This window comes from Nocardia beijingensis NBRC 16342 (genome assembly GCF_001612785.1).
In the GTDB taxonomy this organism is placed as follows: Bacteria; Actinomycetota; Actinomycetes; order Mycobacteriales; family Mycobacteriaceae; genus Nocardia; species Nocardia beijingensis.
Genome location: NZ_BDBC01000059.1, coordinates 73662 through 90650, shown reverse-complemented (window position 1 = coordinate 90650; position 16989 = coordinate 73662). Strand labels below are relative to the sequence as shown.

The following is a 16989-nucleotide window of genomic DNA, read 5'->3' as shown; positions in this document are numbered from 1 at the left end:
GCGCGGACGCTGCTCGGGATCAGCGATCACCAACACCGCCGTCCGCAGCTCGACCGGAGCCGCCGCGACAGCCTCACGGACAGCACCGGTCGGTTGCATCTCCGAGCCGCGCGCGGCGATCGACCGCAGCCACCACCACGCCGACGCGCCCGTGCACATCCCACCGGCGAGCATCACCGTTCCCGCGACACTCATCAGAACCCCCCACCTTCCCGGCCGCGCTCCAACTCGCAGAACAACCGGCACCCCTCCGGCACCGGAGAAGCCGGAGCCATCTCGAACTCCGACCGACTCGGCCCGGAGTCCTCGCAGAACATCACGCACCCGCGAGGAGCCGCAGCCGGAGCCGGGTTCGTGGTCGTGGTGGCCACCGCGGAGGACACGGCGGCCGGGACAACCGGGGCCGGAGTATCCGAAGGCCGGTCCACCAGCACCCCGACACCGGCCAACACAGTGACCAGCGCGGACACGCCCGTGGCCACAGCAGGAACAAAAGCAGTCATCACAGACCCCCAACAGGAACAGCGATCGGCAGCATGGTTTGCTGCGGTCGCGAAGAACGAACAGGAATGTGGACCGGCGCATCAGGCACCGGGCGAAGCTCAGCCACCCGCACCGGCTCAGGCACCGGCACCGGCTCAGGCACCGGCACCGGCTCAGGCACCGGCACCGGCACCGGCTCAGGCTCGGGTTCGGGCTCAGGGACAGGCACCGGTTCCGGCTCGGGCTCAGGTGTTGCCTGCTCGACGGCAGGCTCGATCACGAGAGCTGGAGCCGGTTCGGGTGCCGAATCTCGTTGTGCCGCACGGATCAACAGCGCCAACCCGTGCGTGTCGGCCAGCAGGGAAATCGGGGCGATCGCAGCCACCAACGCCGACGCCCACCACGGCAGCTCCCGCCCCGCGGCGACCGCGTGCAGCGAATTCCCCGCCACCGACACCACCGAGCCGACGACCAGGACCGTGACGAAAAACCGGCGTTCCGGAGCGTTGGCCAGGACCAGCACCCCGAAGGTGGCCAGCAGGATCGTTCCGTCCACGATCAGCGGGAACAGCCACGCATCCCGCGCCGGGATGTGCGCCAGGACCGCGAGGTCCTTGAGCGTGGCGAACGACAGCCGGAACGCCGCCGCGCCGACCGCGATGATGATGACCACGGCGGACCAGCGCGCAAGACGCATCCCCGCCGACCGATCCGCCGTATTCATCGTCAGGCCGCCTTGTCCGACGCCGCCGCAGCCTCGACCGCATCGTGCTCGGCCAACACCACGGGCAACCGAGCCAGCAGCGACCGGGCATCCGCGATGCTCAAGCTCAAATACGCATTCGCGCCGGACAACTCGATGAACACCGTCGCCGGGATCACACCGCCGCCATAGGTCGATTCGCGCTCGGGGTGAAACTTGACGGTGATCCCGTCAAAACCGGCAACGGTGGTGTTGAAGAACGACATGATCACGCCGCCTTACCGGCCGCACGAGCCGCACCCGGATCGGCCGCAGGCTGCTTCGCACCCGAGTTGTCACCCTTGATGCCAGTCGCGCGGATGTAGAAGCCGATCGACTTGAACTGGCCGTTACCGACAATCCGAGGCTTGAGCAGCAGCCCCTCCAACTCGATCGGACGCAAGCCCTCCATAACCTCCGGCTCCGACGGAACCGGCATGTGATCAGCAACAAACGTGATGTCGAAACCGGCCTGGTTCGCCTTGCCTCCCGCCCGGTCCATGATCGTCGCCTTCCACAGGCGCTTACCCGAGCCGTTACCCTCCCGGTCGTAATCGACCGCCTGACGCTTCGGCGCGTTGCGATCCTCGCTGAACTCGGTCTGCGCCTCGATGTCCCCGAGCAGCAGCACACCCTTCGGGAACACGGAACGGAAGTCGGTCGGGATCCACATGTCTTTCAAAGCCATTGCTCAATCTCCTCTGCTAGTAGTAGCTCGACTCGTTTACACCCTCTAAACTCGACGGATGAGGAATAACCAGGCCGGTTTAGGGGGGATAAACTCAGGCTACGTCAGTCAGCCCCGCGAGTCAAGACCCTCTAAACTCGCAGTCGTGGCTACCCCTGATGACTTCGACCAGGTGCGGAACGATCCGGATCCAATCCGGCGTGGGCAGAGGGCGACCGATCTCATGACCGTCTACCAACAGCGCGCCACGGAACTTGCTCGGTTGCGCAAGGCGGCTATTGAGGAAGCGCATCGCGAGCGGGGGATGAGCTACACCGAGATCGCGGAGCTACTCGGGCTCACCAAAGGCCGCATCAGCCAGATTCGAACCACCGCGCCGAAGCCCGAGCGCGCATTCTTCGGTGTCGGTCCTGTAGCAGTGGGAATCCCTCGTCGCTTCGGCTTCGAAGAAGGACGCGAACGCCCCTTCTTCGACGCCTCCGACCAGGCGACACAGGAGGCGGTCGAAGCGACTCTCACGCGGCTGTCGTTGGCATCGAGTCGATTCGCCATCGATCCAGACACCGATAATGTGCCAGAAGGTGACACGGTGGTCATCTGTGGCCCCAAGTCCGCACCTGTTGCGCGCCGACTCCTCGAGGGCGATCCTCTGCTCGACTTCGAGCGCACAGAAGACGGTTGGTGGATCACCGACGCGCACACTGGTACGCGCCACCAATCACCCTTCCGCCGAGATGGAACCACCCGCACCGACATCGGTTACTTCTCGCGCCGAGCCGACGAAGACCGGGTGATCATCCACATCGCTGGCATCACCAGCGTCGGATCGCTCGGTGTCGCGCACTGGCTCGATCACAATCTCGCGACCCTGTTCACCCCGTCCCTTCGATTTGTATGCGGCGTTGTCGAAGCGGACTTCGACGCAAACTTCGCCATCACCGACAGCCGCCTCATCGTCGGTCCCTACCGCCCCGAAGGCTGACAACATGCAGGTTGCCACAGCCCAACACCCTGCTCAGTCCGGCGATGATCGAATCGTCACCACCGACGAGTCAGTCGCCGTCCTGGACGGAGCCTCGTGCTTCGCGGCCGATGGCATGCCCGCCGCGACGTACGTAGACACACTCAGCGAGGAGTTAGCCCGCCACCTCCGAGGCGAGAACCGTGACTTGCCGTCTGTCCTGTCAAGCGCGATCGCGGCCACAACAGTTCGACTCGACTTGCGTCCTGGCTCCGCTCCCTCGAGCACTGTCGCAATGCTTCGAATCAACCGAGAAACCGTTGAGACCCTCGTACTTGGAGATTCGACCGCCGTCGTAGGAACGCCAGAAGGCACGTATGACGTCGTAGTTGACGACCGTCTCGCACGGCTCGACCTACCCGAGTCCAGGCTCTACCGGAGCCGCCTGGAAGCAGGTGCAGGATACGACGCCGAACATCGCGCCATCCTCGCGGAACTACAACGAAAGGAACGGCTCAACCGCAACCGCGACGGTGGCTACTGGATCGCCGAGGCCGATCCCCGCGCGGCGACTCACGCACTTGTTGCAAGCTACCCACGATCGCAGGTCAGTTGGATCGCCCTCGCCACCGATGGAGCGTCTGAGATGCTTGCGCCACTTGGCATTACGTGGCTTGACATTGCACGCCTTGATTCACTCGGGCTGGCCGCGGTTCTCGCCCGCGCCCACCGCTGGGAAGCAGACGACGACCCTCACGGCCAGCAGCGACCGCGCGCGAAGCGCCACGACGACAAGACGGTCGCCGTGGTTCACCTCTAGCTGGCCTCCCCCGTGCTTGTGTGAGTTGTTGCCGAATTTCGCCATACAGGATCAAGAGCGCCCCGGCGGCGCTTCGCGCCGCCGCCGCGCTGCGCCGCGCAGCGCGTACTGATGAGGCGTCGTCCGCGGCGCGTCGAGCGCGTCGGCGACACTCGGCCGCCGGGGCGCACAGAGTTCCTGTCTGGTCGCTTCTGCATCAACCGAAGCAGTGCTGGGCACGACGAGAGCCGTACCCGACTTACCTCCCGCAGCCGATCACGAATCGGCCGGCACTCTGCCCGGTCCACCGGCCGTGGTTGCGTTCCACGTTTGGTTTGTCCGACGAATCAGCGCTGAGCGTCCTTCGGCCGCTTGGTCCTCCTGGGTGGTGGCCTGCATTGTGTTCACGCGCCCCTCCAGCGTCAAGAGCGCCTACGGCGTCCCTGCGGGATCGGCATCCGCCGACTCTTGACCCCGGAGCCTCTACGCGCGAAAGGCAGGCCGATAAGGGGCAGGCGCAGCCAGCCCGCCTTGATGTGCATCCCACCACCCAGGAGGACCAATGTCCGTGGCCCAGACATGCGAAAGCGGCGGATGCAAATCTATCCGCCGCGGAGGAAGTAACCGAAGGGCGTCGGCTCGCCTCTAGGAGGCGATCATGTGGTGTGCCCTTCGGGTCTTGCTCAAATGGAGCTTCAGCATCGGCACCACCTCCTTCGAGCTGAAGTCGCGCATCAGCCTACACCGTCCCTGTCGTCCACAAAAATCCCCGATCCGCAGCTAGTCCGCAGCGGCGCACGACATACCCAATACCCACCAACGAGACTAATAGCTGTATTCGCAGGTCAGCCCCACGCAGCTACCGACATCAACGATGCCCAACACCAGCAAACGCCGAGAGCGACAACCTCAAAAACCGTTGTCCGAAAGGACGTGTGGGTTCGAGTCCCACACTCGGCACCAAGGTAGTGGGCGGTTTTCTCGAAGCCGCCCGCATTCCCCTCCTCACGCAGTCCGCAGCCGCCCTCGCCCCTGCGTCCATTCCGTCGGCCACCACGTCCAGATTGTCCGGGAACAGATGCCCGTAGAGGTCGAGCGTCAGGGTCGCGGTTTTGTGACCGAGCAACCCTGATGTTCGCCCCGGCACTGATCGCCAGCGACGCCGCCATGTGACGCAACCCATGCGGCACGACTCCGGCGAGCCCCCCAGACCTTGATCGACACTGAGGTCCGCGTTGTCGAACTCAGCGATGTGGCCCTGCCCGGCGACCGGCATCGCCTCCTCTACACAACACAACTGAAACGGTGGACATGACCGACACAACCCCCTTGGCCTCGCAGACCTCCGAACCGCTCCAGTTCGTCACCGACCTGCTCGAAGACATCGGACGCCCCCGACCCGAGTTGCGGACACTCACCGATCCCCGCGAGGCCGCTCACCTCATCGCTGAAGAAACTCGGTCGCGGATCACTGCCGTTCTCGACAAATTCGGAGGAACGCCGGTCGTACTGCTGAGCGGTGGCGTCGATTCGATCTATGTCGCGGCCGTAGCGGTCGCACTCGGCGCGAAACCTCTCGCGGTCACGATCTCGACCGAAGGTCGATCACACGAACAGAACGCAGCGGCCGCAGCCGCAGCCCTCGGGCTGAGACATGACCTCATCCGCCTGACACCGCAGGAGGTCAGCCAACTGTCTCGTGACACTATGCGGCGACTTGGCACGTCGGAACTCTGGGAGGTAACCGCTGGCATCCCGATACTCGCCGCTCGCAGAAGCATCGACAAGATCACCGAACTCGGCGCGATCTTGAACGGCAGCGGCGCGGATGCGATCTTCGGCGGCGGCAAGCGACTCACCCATCCAGTGGCATCACTCGACGCCACGGACGAACTCGACCGAATCATTCGCACGGAGTCAGCCGCCAACTTCAGATATGACCGGCTCGTCCCGCACTTCTATCCAGCGCTGCTGGATGAGTACGCCGATCGCCTGGTTCACGTATTCCAAACGGTTCGATGGTGGCAGATCGCCGAACGATTCGCGCCTCCAGCGCTTTTCGGAATGCGTGACGGCATGACCGTTGACAAACTCGCCCTCCGCTCGGCGTGTGAACAACAGCTTCCCGCAGGAGTGAAGCACCTCGCCTGGGCAGTGAAGTCGCCGATCCAGCGTTCGTCCGGCCTGATGTCCGTCCTTGCGACTGCCGCCCGGTCGTACGCCGCCAACCTTCCAGGAGCGCGGACCTACTCAGACCCCATGACCGAGGACGCCGAAGCCGTCGCCACGCGCTTGTATCTCTCGATCTTGGAGAACAGCTAGCGACGAATTGGCCGGCACTCTGCCCGGTCCACCGGCTATGGGCCCGTGGAACTGCCGGCTTCGCGAATGCGACAACCACGCAGCGGTCCCGTTCCGCTACGAGTACCCCACCCACGGCGAGCAGCAGGAGGTCCGCTGGCGCTGCCACCGGTGCGACGTTCGGATTCGCCGCAATGCGCCACCGCGGGATGGATCCCGCGACGGGACTCGCGCGGTTCGCACCCGTGGTCGCCTGCAGCAGTCAGCGGTTCGCCAGCCGAGCTCGCGTCCGGGCAGGCAGGCCGGGATCGAACCCGTGGTGAGCGAAAGCGTTTACTACGGTGGCGAATCCGAGTAACCTGCGCGCCCTTTCCAATCACGAAGCAATCACAGTGGGGCGTTTGAATGCGGGAGCGCCGGGGTACAAACCTCGGGAGAATTGAACGGCACCACTCTTCGGAGTGACGTACGTCGCAGGCCAGAGGGCCGAAGCGGCGCGCTTCGTGTACGGCGCGCTACGAACAGATGAATATGTTGTTCCCACATGTGGGACTAATGGCTCAGACCTCTCTGGTAGCCTCCGCGCCGTTTATCGTTAGCGGTATGCATGTCCTGTTCGTCTGCAACGGCAACGTGTGCCGTTCGGTGATCGCCGAGCGGCTCACGCGCGCCCTCGCGGTCGAACACGATCTCCCCTACCTCACCGCGGAGAGCGCGGGAACTCGTGCGCTGGTGGGATTTCCCGTCGAGCCGCTGGCCGCGCAGACCATCACCGGACTCGGCGCCGACGCGAGCAATTTCCGGGCACGCCGCCTGAAACCGGAGATGATCGACAAGGCCGACCTGGTTCTGACGATGACCGAGCAGATCCGTGAGCAGGTGGTGGACTTGGCCTTCGGCGCGGGAGCGCGCACCTTCACCCTGCTGGAGGCCCACCGCATCGCGCACGTCACCGGGGCGTGCACGGTCGCCGAATTGCACCGTGCCCGCAACGACCTGTCCCTGGTGGGCCGGGAGAACATCGCCGACCCGGTCGGGCTGTCCGCCCAGGCGTTCTGCGAGGTGGGCGATCGTATCGCCGAGGCGCTGGTGCCGCTGCTGCTGGCCCTCGCCCCCCACGAGCAGCCGCGCTGGCCGCACGACGAGCGCCGCGGACTGGTCATCCGCCCCGGCGGCGCACCGGCGCCGCTGGCGACATTCCTCGCCGCCCAGCACACCCGGTGACTGCGGGGCGAAAACCGCACGCGACAGCGCGCTCGGCGCCACCGCGTATCGAACCTGTTATCAACGGGCTGTGTTCATTTCCACGCCGGACGCATTAAACTCCCGCCGGACAACACTCTCCGCCGTTGCTGGTTCGACACAGGACAGGAATCAGACATGCCGAAACGCATTTCGGATGTTTCGCTCCATGTTTATGTGACACCGGAAACTCTCGAACGCGTCGTCGACGCCGTGCGCGAGGTGGTCGACGACCATCTCACCGACCGGGACGTGTTCGCCTGGCGCTTCACCCTTCCGGTCGACGCCGATGATCCGGCCCACGCGGCTCTGGAGAACAGCTGCCGCCCCGATCGCCCCGGCGACGGCTCGGACCACCGCAGCACCTACGAGATCGCGCTCAGCTTGGTCGGCGCACCGGACCAGTTGACCGACGATCACATGGCCGTGCTGGAACGCCAACTGCTGCGCGGCATCTCGGGGCTGACGCGAACCGAGCCGGGAGCCGATATCCCGGTCTCGATCCACGCGTCGCGCTGCACCGACGTCGATCTCGACATCGAGCGCGATCTCGAACTGCTGTGATCCGACCCGCAGGCGACCTCAGCGCCGCGGCGGGAAGTGGCGGATGAGTCCCTCTTGCACCGTGGTGGCCAGCAGATCGCCGCTGCGGGAGTAGAAGCGGCCGGTCGCCAAGCCGCGGGAGCCGGCGGCCACCGGCGATTCGGTGCAGTACAGCGCCCACTCGTCGAAACGGAACGGGCGGTGGAACCAGATCGAGTGGTTGACCGTGGCCGCGACGATGCGGTCCAGACCCCACGACAGCCCGTGCGTGGTGATGATCGAGTCCAGCACCGTGGTGTCGGACGAGTAGCCCAGCGTCGCCACATGGATCAGCGGATCGTCGGGCAGCCTGCCGTCCGCGCGCATCCACACGCGGTTGTGGTTGAGCCGCTCCCCCGTACCCTTCAGAATCCATGCCGGATCGTTGGTGTAGCGCATGTCGATCGGATGCGGCGCCTTGACGAACATCTCCAGCTTGTCCTCCAAGCCTTCGAAGCTCTCCTCCACCCGCGGCAGCGTCTCCGGGTCCGGCACCTCCGGCTGCGCGTGCGCGTGCTCGAGTCCGGTGCCCCAGTCCTGGAACGCGGCCAGCATGACGAACAGCTCCTGGCCGTCCTGGCTGGCGGTGACCGTGCGGTTGGCGAAGGCGCGACCGTCGCGATGCCGGTCGACCCGGTACTCGATCGGCTTCTTCACATCACCGCCGCGCACGAAATGCGCGTTGACCGCGTGCACCGGACGGTCGCCGACCGTCCGGCCCGCCGCGATGATCGCCTGGGAGACGAGCTGACCGCCGAAGGTGCGGCTCCACACCTTCTCCGGGTGCTGGCCGACGAAGACGTCCTCGTCCATCTGCTCGAGATCGAGCAGGCCAAGCAGCACATCCAGGTCGGAACGCTGCGCATCGGACTCCGCGACGGCGACGGGGCTGCTCAGGGAAGCACTCACTAATGGTCCTCCTCACCGATTCGGTGAACGTGGATCAGGTTGGTGGAACCGACGGTACCGGGCGGGGACCCGGCCACGATGACCACCAGGTCACCTTTTTGGTATCGGCCCATCGACAGAAGTGCTACATCCACCTGGTGGATCATCGCGTCGGTGCTGTTCACGGTCGGCACGATGAAGGTCTCGGTGCCCCAGGTCAGCGCCAGCTGGCTGCGGACCTCCGGCAGCGGCGTGAACGCCAGCAGCGGCAGCGGGGTGTGCAGGCGGGCCAGGCGGCGCACCGTGTCACCCGACTGGGTGAACGCGACCAGCGCCTTGGCGTTGAGCCGCTCGCCGATGTCGCGGGCGGCGTAGGAGATCACGCCGCGCTTGGTGCGCGGCACGTGGGTCAGCGGCGGCACCCGGGTCGACTCGGTCTCCACCGCGTGCACGATGCGCGCCATCGTGCGCACCGTCTCGATCGGGTACTTGCCCACCGAGGTCTCACCCGACAGCATCACCGCGTCGGCGCCGTCGAGCACGGCGTTGGCCACGTCGGAGGCCTCGGCGCGGGTGGGGCGGGAGTTGTCGATCATCGATTCCAGCATCTGCGTGGCGACGATGACCGGCTTGGCGTTCTCGCGGGCCATCTGGATGGCGCGCTTCTGCACGATCGGCACCTGCTCCAGGGGCAGCTCGACGCCGAGGTCGCCGCGCGCCACCATCACCGCGTCGAAGGCCAGGACGACGGCCTCGAGGTTGTCGATCGCCTCCGGCTTCTCCAGCTTGCCGATCACCGGCACCCGGCGGCCCACCCGGTCCATCACGTCGTGCACCAGCTCGACGTCGGACGGGGACCGCACGAACGACAGCGCGATGAAGTCCACGCCGAGCTTCAGCGCGAATTCCAGGTCCTCGATGTCCTTCTCCGACAGCGCCGGGACCGACACGTCCATGCCCGGCAGCGACACGCCCTTGTTGTTGGAGACCGGTCCGCCCTCGGTGACCCGGCAGACCACGTCGTTGCCGTCCACGCGGGTGACGATGAGGCCGACCTTGCCGTCGTCGACCAGCAGGCGATCGCCGGGCTTGGCGTCCTGGGCGAGTTCCTTGTAGGTGGTGGACACGCGGTCGTGGGTGCCGTCGATGTCGTCGACGGTGATGCGGACCTCTTCACCCGTCGCCCAGACGGTCTTGCCCTCCAGGAAGCGGCCGAGGCGGATCTTGGGACCCTGCAGGTCGGCGAGAATGCCGACGGCCCGACCGAGGTGGTCGGAGGCCTGACGCACCTTCTTGTAGTTCTCGGCATGGTCGGCGTGCTCGCCATGGCTGAAGTTCAGCCGAGCCACGTCCATGCCGCTCTCGACGAGTTCGCGGATACGGTCCTCGGTGGCAGTGGCCGGTCCGAGCGTGCACACAATCTTCGTCCGTCGCATCACGGGTAGAGCCTAGTCCCGCTCGGTGGGCAGGTCCCGCCGTGGCCACGGTGAATCCTTGGTGAAAAAAATGAACGACAGCTTCATCGCAGGTACAAATGAGTATTCAGCGAGCGACATGACGGGCCAACCTCGTTTCCAGCCTGGTCTGCCCGAACCCGAGGATCAGGCAGATCACCCAGTAATACAGCGCCGCGACCCCGTAGAGCGCGAAGAAGTCGAAGGTGGGAGCGGCGGCGAGCTGGGCGACGCGCAGCAACTCGGTCACCAGGATGGTGGAGGCCAGCGAGGTGTCCTTCACCAACGAGATCAAGGTGTTCGACAGCGGTGGCACGGCGATCCGCGCGGCCTGCGGCAGGATGATCAGCCGCAGCATCATCGGGTAGGACATGCCGAGCGCCTGCGCCGCCTCCCACTGGCCCGTCGCGACGCTCAGGATCGCGGCGCGCACCACTTCGGCCGCGTACCCGCCGACGTTGAGGCTGAACGCGATCACCGCGGCGGGAAAGGGGTCGATCACGATGCCGAACTGCGGCAGCGCGTAGAACACGATGAACAGCTGCACCAGCAGGGGCGTGCCGCGAATGATCGAGATGTAGAAACGCGCCGCCGCCGACAACGGCCACGCGGGCGACATCCTGGCCAGCGCGACGAACAACGCCAGCGCCAAGCCGATGGCGAAGCTGATGGCCGTGAGCGGAAGGGTCTTGGTGACGGTGGCCTGCAACATCGGCCACAGGTTGTGCCAGATCAGGTCCCTGGTGGCGGCGTCCATGAACGATGCCGGTTACCGGCTGACGTCGGTGCCGAAGTATTTTTCGGAGATCTTCGCCAGGGTGCCGTCGGCGCGCAATTGGTCGAGCGCCTTGTCCACGTCGGTGATCAGCGCGTCGCCCTTGCGCGCGGCGAACGCCTGCTTGCTCACCGATCCGGTTCGGGCCGCGATCTTCACACTCGTGTCGCCGGTCTTCTTGGTGTACTCGGCGACGGCCAAGTTGTCGTTGACGGTGGCGTCCACGCGGCCGTTCTTCAGCAGCTGGACCGCCTGCACGAAGCCCTCGACGGCCTCGACCTTCGCGCCCGCGTCGGTGGCGACCTTGCTCCAGTTGCTGGTGGCCGACTGCGCGCAGGTCTTCCCGGCGAGATCGGCCAGGCCGGTGACGGCGTTGTTGTCGGCGCGGGTGACGATCACGCCCGCCGACGTGGTGTAGGGCGCCGACAGCGCGTACTTGGCCGTGCGCTCGTCGTTCACGGTCACCTGGTTGGCCACCAGGTCGAAACGCTTGGACTCCAGGCCCGCGAAGATGGCGTCCCACGGCGTCTGCACGAACTCGACCTTCTTGCCGAGTTTGTCGCCGACCGCCTGGATCACCTCGACGTCGTAGCCGGTGATCTTGCCGTCGGAGCCCTGGAAGCTGAACGGCGCGTAGGTGCCCTCGGTGCCGACCTTCAGCACGTTCGGGTCGCTGCCGCCGCACGCGGTCAGCCCGGTGGCGGCGACGATGGCGAGCATGACGGCGGCGAACAGCTTGCGACGCACGGAATCCCTCTCTTCGGTGCGTGGAGCTCCACACACGGCACGCGAGTCCGGTCATGCTACGCCAGGATTTTCGCCGGCGACAGTGTCGCGATCACCGTGCGCGCAATGGTTGCTCTCGAGGCGACGACGACTCGGAGGCGGGCACGCCGCGCCCGCCTCCGAGGATCCGCCGCGGTCAGTCGCGCAGCGGGCGGCCGTCGCTGTCGGGCACCTTGCCGGTGAGCATCAGGATTCCGTCGACGATGCCCCAGATCCAGCCGACGGTGAAGCAGGTGATGGCGCTGACCACCAACTGGGCCACACCGAGGCCGGTGTAGCCGAGGTAGAAGCGGCCGACGCCGAAGCTGCCGAGGAAGATCTGGAGCAGGCCCGCGACCAGTTTCTGCTTGTCCGACAGCGGAACACCGAACGGGTCGCGGCCCCAGGGTGCCTCAGGGTCGTTGGGGTTGTAGCCCTGCGGGCCGACCGGGTACGGGGCGGGAAAGTAGCCGCCCGGCTGCTGGCCGTAGGCTCCCGCGGGCTGGCCGTACTGGGGCTGCTGGGCGTACGGGTCCGACGGCGGGCTGTAGGTCGGCTGGCTCTGCGCTTCCAGCGGCTTGGTCAGGTCGGGCCCGGTGCCGGGCGGGCCGTACTGCGGGCCCCCGGCGCCCTGGTTCTGCTGGTAAGGGTCGGTCACCGATGTCCTCCTCATTAGTGCGGGCACCCTCTTGTCGGCCCCCGGCCTCACTGGATCGCCGGACCGTGGCTCGCGACGATCACGAGTCATTGTCACCGGGAACGACCTGCTTGTCGCCCCCGGAGCGTCCGGCGCTTCCAGTGGTTATCGCGGCGGGTCGCCCGAACGTTGCCCTAGCGGAGGATTCGTTGCCGCCACGTCCCGTGTCAGCCCTTGTCGGAGGCGGCTTTGTCCGAATCCGCGTTCTGCGAACCGCTCTCGGAACCTGCGCTTCCCCCGTCCGGCTCGGTCGCGATCGGTTCGGCGACGGGCGTCCCGGGCTCGGAGGTGTCGGCGGCGGACCCGGGCTTGTCGGCTTCGCCCGCGCCCGAGGTGTTCTCGGCTCGCGCCGCTCCTGCCGCGCGCAACGCCCGCAGCTGCCACGGCCACGGTCGCGGGCTCGCACCCGGCTGCAACTGCTGCGGCGTCTCCCGCCCCTTGGTGGCGAACACGAAGTAGGCGATCGCGGCCAAGAACACCAGGGCGGAGGTGAACGAGTTGATCCGGATGCCCGCGATCTTGGTCGCCTCGTCGGCGCGCATCAGTTCGACGAAGAACCGTCCGAAGCAGTAACCGGCGACGTACAGCGCGAACAGGCGGCCGTGGCCGATCCGGAAACGCTTGTCCACGTACACCAGCAGCACGACGACGAGCAGGTTCCACAGCAGCTCGTACAGGAAGGTGGGGTGCACGATCTTCTCGACCACGCCGGTGGAGGCGCCGTTCATCATGTCGAGCTGTCCGCCGTCGCCCACCCGCCGGTAGATCTCCAGGCCCCACGGCAGGTCGGTCTCGCGCCCGTAGAGCTCCTGGTTGAAGTAGTTGCCGATCCTGCCGATGGCCTGCGCCAGCAGGATCGGCGGTGCGACCGCGTCACCCAGGGCGGGCAACGGGATCTTGTAGACCCGGCAGCCGATCCAGGCCCCGATGCCGCCGAGCAGCACCGCGCCCCAGATGCCGAGGCCGCCCTGGTAGATCTTCAGCGCGTCGATCGGGTGCCCGTCCGCGCCGAAGTATTTCTGCCAGTCGGTGGCCACGTGGTAGAGCCTGCCGCCGACCAGGCCGAACGGCACCGCGAACATCGCGACGTCCAGGATCGCGCCGGGCTGGCCGCCGCGGGCGCGCCAGCGCCGTTCGCCCCACCAGATCGCGACGATGATGCCGAGGATGATGCACAGCGCGTACGCCCGCAGTGGGAACGGACCGAGTTGCCAGACGCCGCGCGCGGGGCTGGGAAGGTAGGCCAGCACGGCGCCGCTGACGCCGCCGTCGGCCAGGACACTGTCTGCGAGGACTCGTAACGTCACGGGGCCACCGTAGCGGAGATGCCCGACCGCCCCGCCACCACCGCACCGCCGTCGTCACGTAAGGGTTCGCCCGCGCCGCGCGGAACACGCCCGCGGCGCCGGCCGACGGCCGCCTTCGCACCGCCCTTGCGGCGTTTCCGCCTGTCGTGCGGCGTGCGGAGCCCGTCGGCTGGTCCCGGTCCACTGGCGACCCGGCTGCGGCCGCTGAGCGACACGCAGCGGATCAGCTCGTCCAGGCGGTGCGCGGCACCGCGGACCGGTCGGCTAGGACGCGACGGTCGCCGAACGCACGCCCTCGGCGAGTTCCGCGGTGAGCGCACGCACGGCGTCCAGCCCTTGGCCCGCCGCGGTGACCAGCGCCGAGCCGACGATGACGCCGTCGGCGTAGGACGCGATCTCGGCGGCCTGCTCGCCCGAGCGGACGCCGAGGCCGACGCCGATCGGGATGTCGGAGTGGGCCCGGATCCGCGCGCACAGAGCGGGCGCGGCCGACGACACCACATCCCGCGCGCCGGTCACGCCCATGGTCGAGGCCGCGTAGACGAAGCCGCGGCTGGCTTCGAGCGTTTTCACCAGGCGCTCTTCGGTGGACGACGGCGCGACCAGGAAGATGCGGTCGAGGTTGTGCGTGGACGAGGCGACGAACCAGTCGTCGGCCTCGTCCGGAATCAGGTTGGGGGTGATGATGCCCGCGCCGCCCGCGGCGGCCAGATCCCGCGCGAAGCGATCCACGCCGTACTTGAGCACGGGATTCCAGTAGCTCATCACGACGGCCTGGCCTCCGGCGCCGGTGATCGCCTCGACCACCGAGAACACGTCGCGCACCCGCACGCCGCCGCGCAGCGCCTGTTCGGCGGCGGCCTGAATCGTGGGTCCGTCCATCACGGGATCGGAGTAGGCGACGCCGACCTCGATGATGTCGCACCCCGCTTCGACCATCGCGCGCACGGTGTCGATGGAACCGGCCAGGTCGGGATAGCCCGCGGGCAGGTAGCCGATCAGCGCCGCGCGGCCATCGGCGCGGCAGGCGGCGAAGGTGTTCGCCAAGCGGGACTGCTGGCTCACCGGCCCTGCTCCTTCGGCTCGTCGAACAGCCCGAACCACCGCGCTGCCGTGTCCATGTCCTTGTCGCCCCGGCCCGAGAGATTCACCAGGATGATCGCGCCCTCGCCGAGTTCCTTGCCCAGTTGCAGGGCGCCGGCCACGGCGTGCGCCGACTCGATCGCCGGGATGATGCCCTCTTTGCGGCTGAGCAGCAGCAGGGCGTCCATCGCCTCGGTGTCGGTGATGGGCCGGTACTCGGCGCGGCCGACGTCCTTGAGGTAGGCGTGCTCGGGGCCGACGCCGGGGTAGTCCAGGCCCGCCGAGATCGAATGCGACTCGATGGTCTGGCCGTCCTCGTCCTGCAACAGGTACGAGTACGCGCCCTGGAACGCTCCCGGCGTCCCGCCGGTGAAGGTGGCCGCGTGCCTGCCGGTGTCGACGCCGTCACCGGCCGCCTCGTATCCGATCAGCCTGACATCGGCGTCGTCGAGGAACGCGTGGAAGATGCCGATGGCGTTGGATCCGCCGCCGACGCAGGCGACGACCGCGTCGGGCAACCGCCCGGTGGCGGCCTGCACCTGGGCGCGGGCCTCCAAGCCGATGATGCGCTGGAAATCGCGCACCAGCATCGGGAACGGGTGCGGGCCCGCGGCGGTGCCGAAGCAGTAGTAGGTGTCGTCGGCGTTGGTCACCCAGTCGCGCAGCGCCTCGTTGATGGCGTCCTTGAGCGTCTGCGAACCGGAGGTCACCGAGATCACCTCGGCGCCGAGCAGGCGCATCCGCGCCACGTTCAGCGCCTGGCGCGCGGTGTCGACCGCGCCCATGTAGACGACGCAGTCGAGGCCGAGCAGCGCGCAGGCGGTCGCCGTGGCGACGCCGTGCTGGCCCGCGCCCGTCTCCGCGATCACCCTGGTCTTGCCCATCCGCTTGGCGAGCAGCGCTTGGCCGAGCACATTGTTGATCTTGTGCGAGCCCGTGTGGTTCAGGTCCTCGCGCTTGAGCAGGATGCGGGCCCCGCCCGCGTGCTCGGACAGGCGCGTGCACTCGAACACCGGCGACGGGCGGCCGGTGTAGTCGCGCTGCAGCCGGTCGAGTTCGTTGAGGAAGGAGTCGTCGAGCCTCGACTTCTCGTACTCGGCGGTGACCTCCTCGATGACCGCCATCAACGCCTCCGGCACATGCCTGCCGCCGTAGACGCCGAAATGCCCGCCCACGTCGGGCTCATGACCGCTGCGCTGGGCGACTCCGTCGCTGGCCTGGGGTACCGCCACGCCGGTCACCGGCCCCGCCGCGCCGGCTTCGGGCAGGACGGGTGGGTGCCCGCCGTCACCAGTTCGGAGACCGCCGCGCGGGGGTCGCCACTGGTCACCAGCCCCTCGCCGACGAGGACGGCGTCCGCGCCCGCGCCCGCGTAGGCCAACAGGTCGGCGGTGCCGCGGATGCCGGACTCGGCGATGCGGATGACCTCGGTGGGCAGTCCGGGCGCGATCCTGGCGAAGACGTCGCGGTCGACCTCGAGCGTCTTGAGGTTGCGGGCGTTCACGCCGATCACCGACGCGCCCGCCTCCAGCGCGCGGTCGGCCTCCTCCTCGGTGTGCACCTCCACCAGCGCGGTCATGCCGAGCGACTCGGTGCGGTCGATCAGGGACGACAGCACGTCCTGCTCCAGCGCGGCGACGATCAGCAGGATGACGTCCGCGCCGTGCGCGCGGGCCTCGTGGATCTGGTAGGGGCCGACGACGAAGTCCTTGCGCAGGATCGGGATGTTCACCGTGGCGCGGACCGCGTCCAGGTCGTCCAGCGACCCGTTGAAGCGGCGGCCCTCGGTGAGCACGCTGATGATCCGCGCGCCACCGTCCTCGTAGGCCTTGGCCAGACTCGCCGGGTCCGGGATGTCCGCCAGCTCGCCCTTGGACGGACTTGCTCGCTTGACCTCGGCGATGACGCCGATGCCGTCCTCAAGCAGCGCCGCGCGGGCGTCCAGCGGCGCCGGCGCCGCCGCGGCGGCCGCCTTGACCGCCTGGAAGTCCAGCAGGGCTTCCCGAGCGGCCACATCCGCGCGGACCCCGTCGAGAATCGAGTCGAGTACCGTCATCTGGCTCGAATCCTTTCTGGGGAGACGGACTTGCTACCTGAGAATCCCCCCAGGCGCTGTCTCACCGATGCTGTCAAAGAATAAATGGACCTACCGGGCGCGTATCCGCCGGGGCCGTGGTTGGACCATGCGGAAGGGCTCGGCGCAAGGTGGCACCCGCCACACC

The 16989-nt window shown here is 67.4% G+C and carries 18 protein-coding genes and 1 pseudogene; 5 read left to right on the top strand and 14 right to left on the bottom strand.

Annotation, left to right across the window (positions count from 1 at the left end; genetic code table 11):
• The 4 genes from NB3_RS28660 to NB3_RS28640 form a co-directional block, all read right to left on the bottom strand.
• Positions 1 to 195 (bottom strand): hypothetical protein (locus NB3_RS28660; protein WP_157112060.1); only part of this gene is annotated, 195 nt, incomplete at its 3' end.
• Positions 196 to 502: 307 nt separating this feature from the next.
• Complete coding sequence (locus NB3_RS28650; RefSeq protein WP_067809539.1) at positions 503 to 1156, bottom strand: DUF2637 domain-containing protein; 654 nt, start codon at positions 1154 to 1156, stop codon at positions 503 to 505.
• A gap of 53 nt (positions 1157 to 1209) precedes the next feature.
• Entirely contained in the window at positions 1210 to 1452 is a 243-nt protein-coding gene (locus NB3_RS28645; protein ID WP_157112059.1) for a hypothetical protein, read from the bottom strand.
• A gap of 2 nt (positions 1453 to 1454) precedes the next feature.
• A complete protein-coding gene (locus NB3_RS28640) occupies positions 1455 to 1913 on the bottom strand; it encodes a hypothetical protein (RefSeq protein ID WP_067809535.1) in 459 nt (152 codons plus the stop codon).
• Positions 1914 to 2058: 145 nt separating this feature from the next.
• Between NB3_RS28640 and NB3_RS28635 the strand changes: the two genes are divergently transcribed.
• Together NB3_RS28635 and NB3_RS35330 are read left to right on the top strand one after the other, a co-directional pair.
• Positions 2059 to 2895, top strand: coding sequence for a nitrogen fixation protein NifE (locus NB3_RS28635; RefSeq protein WP_067809534.1), 837 nt, complete (start codon positions 2059 to 2061; stop codon positions 2893 to 2895).
• Positions 2896 to 2899: 4 nt separating this feature from the next.
• Positions 2900 to 3694 (top strand): PP2C family serine/threonine-protein phosphatase, encoded by a 795-nt coding sequence (locus NB3_RS35330; protein ID WP_067809532.1) that lies wholly within the window; start codon positions 2900 to 2902, stop codon positions 3692 to 3694.
• A gap of 847 nt (positions 3695 to 4541) precedes the next feature.
• On the opposite strand, the pseudogene NB3_RS36405 reads toward NB3_RS35330, so the two are convergent.
• Positions 4542 to 4878 (bottom strand): annotated as a pseudogene (locus NB3_RS36405) (hypothetical protein); the annotation flags it as partial.
• Positions 4879 to 4984: 106 nt separating this feature from the next.
• On the opposite strand from NB3_RS36405, the gene NB3_RS28625 reads away from it, so the two are divergent.
• The 3 genes from NB3_RS28625 to NB3_RS28615 all read left to right on the top strand — a co-directional run bounded on the left by NB3_RS28625 (position 4985) and on the right by NB3_RS28615 (position 7780).
• Positions 4985 to 5995, top strand: a complete 1011-nt coding sequence (locus tag NB3_RS28625) for an asparagine synthase-related protein (RefSeq protein WP_067809530.1) — start codon at positions 4985 to 4987, stop codon at positions 5993 to 5995.
• A gap of 582 nt (positions 5996 to 6577) precedes the next feature.
• Positions 6578 to 7198 carry an arsenate reductase/protein-tyrosine-phosphatase family protein gene (locus tag NB3_RS28620; RefSeq protein WP_067809529.1) on the top strand — a complete coding sequence of 207 codons (621 nt, stop codon included), beginning with the start codon at positions 6578 to 6580 and terminating at the stop codon, positions 7196 to 7198.
• A 195-nt stretch (positions 7199 to 7393) separates the two neighbouring features.
• Entirely contained in the window at positions 7394 to 7780 is a 387-nt protein-coding gene (locus NB3_RS28615; protein WP_244892125.1) for a hypothetical protein, read from the top strand.
• Positions 7781 to 7798: 18 nt separating this feature from the next.
• On the opposite strand, the gene NB3_RS28610 is transcribed toward NB3_RS28615, so the two are convergent.
• From NB3_RS28610 to trpC, 9 genes are all read right to left on the bottom strand, one after another.
• Positions 7799 to 8611 (bottom strand): acyl-CoA thioesterase, encoded by an 813-nt coding sequence (locus NB3_RS28610; protein WP_228828297.1) that lies wholly within the window; start codon positions 8609 to 8611, stop codon positions 7799 to 7801.
• A 95-nt stretch (positions 8612 to 8706) separates the two neighbouring features.
• A complete protein-coding gene (pyk, locus tag NB3_RS28605) occupies positions 8707 to 10125 on the bottom strand; it encodes a pyruvate kinase (protein ID WP_067809525.1) in 1419 nt (472 codons plus the stop codon).
• Positions 10126 to 10228: 103 nt separating this feature from the next.
• The gene (locus NB3_RS28600; protein ID WP_067809523.1) at positions 10229 to 10897 is read right to left on the bottom strand and encodes an amino acid ABC transporter permease; all 669 of its coding nucleotides are present in this window, start codon (positions 10895 to 10897) and stop codon (positions 10229 to 10231) included.
• A gap of 12 nt (positions 10898 to 10909) precedes the next feature.
• Entirely contained in the window at positions 10910 to 11635 is a 726-nt protein-coding gene (locus tag NB3_RS28595; RefSeq protein WP_067809567.1) for an amino acid ABC transporter substrate-binding protein, read from the bottom strand.
• Between the two features lie 202 nt (positions 11636 to 11837).
• Positions 11838 to 12338, bottom strand: coding sequence for a TM2 domain-containing protein (locus NB3_RS28590; protein ID WP_067809521.1), 501 nt, complete (start codon positions 12336 to 12338; stop codon positions 11838 to 11840).
• A 206-nt stretch (positions 12339 to 12544) separates the two neighbouring features.
• On the bottom strand, positions 12545 to 13684 hold the full coding sequence (gene lgt / locus NB3_RS28585) for a prolipoprotein diacylglyceryl transferase (RefSeq protein WP_244892124.1): 1140 nt from the start codon (positions 13682 to 13684) through the stop codon (positions 12545 to 12547).
• Between the two features lie 264 nt (positions 13685 to 13948).
• Complete coding sequence (trpA, locus tag NB3_RS28580; RefSeq protein ID WP_067809519.1) at positions 13949 to 14749, bottom strand: tryptophan synthase subunit alpha; 801 nt, start codon at positions 14747 to 14749, stop codon at positions 13949 to 13951.
• Entirely contained in the window at positions 14746 to 16008 is a 1263-nt protein-coding gene (gene trpB, locus NB3_RS28575) for a tryptophan synthase subunit beta (RefSeq protein WP_174553251.1), read from the bottom strand. Before trpB ends, trpA begins: the two co-directional genes overlap by 4 nt.
• Positions 16005 to 16823: an indole-3-glycerol phosphate synthase TrpC gene (gene trpC / locus NB3_RS28570; protein ID WP_040777193.1), complete on the bottom strand. Its 819-nt coding sequence runs from the start codon at positions 16821 to 16823 to the stop codon at positions 16005 to 16007. The genes trpB and trpC overlap by 4 nt, the downstream gene beginning before the upstream one ends.
• Positions 16824 to 16989: the final 166 nt, after the last annotated feature.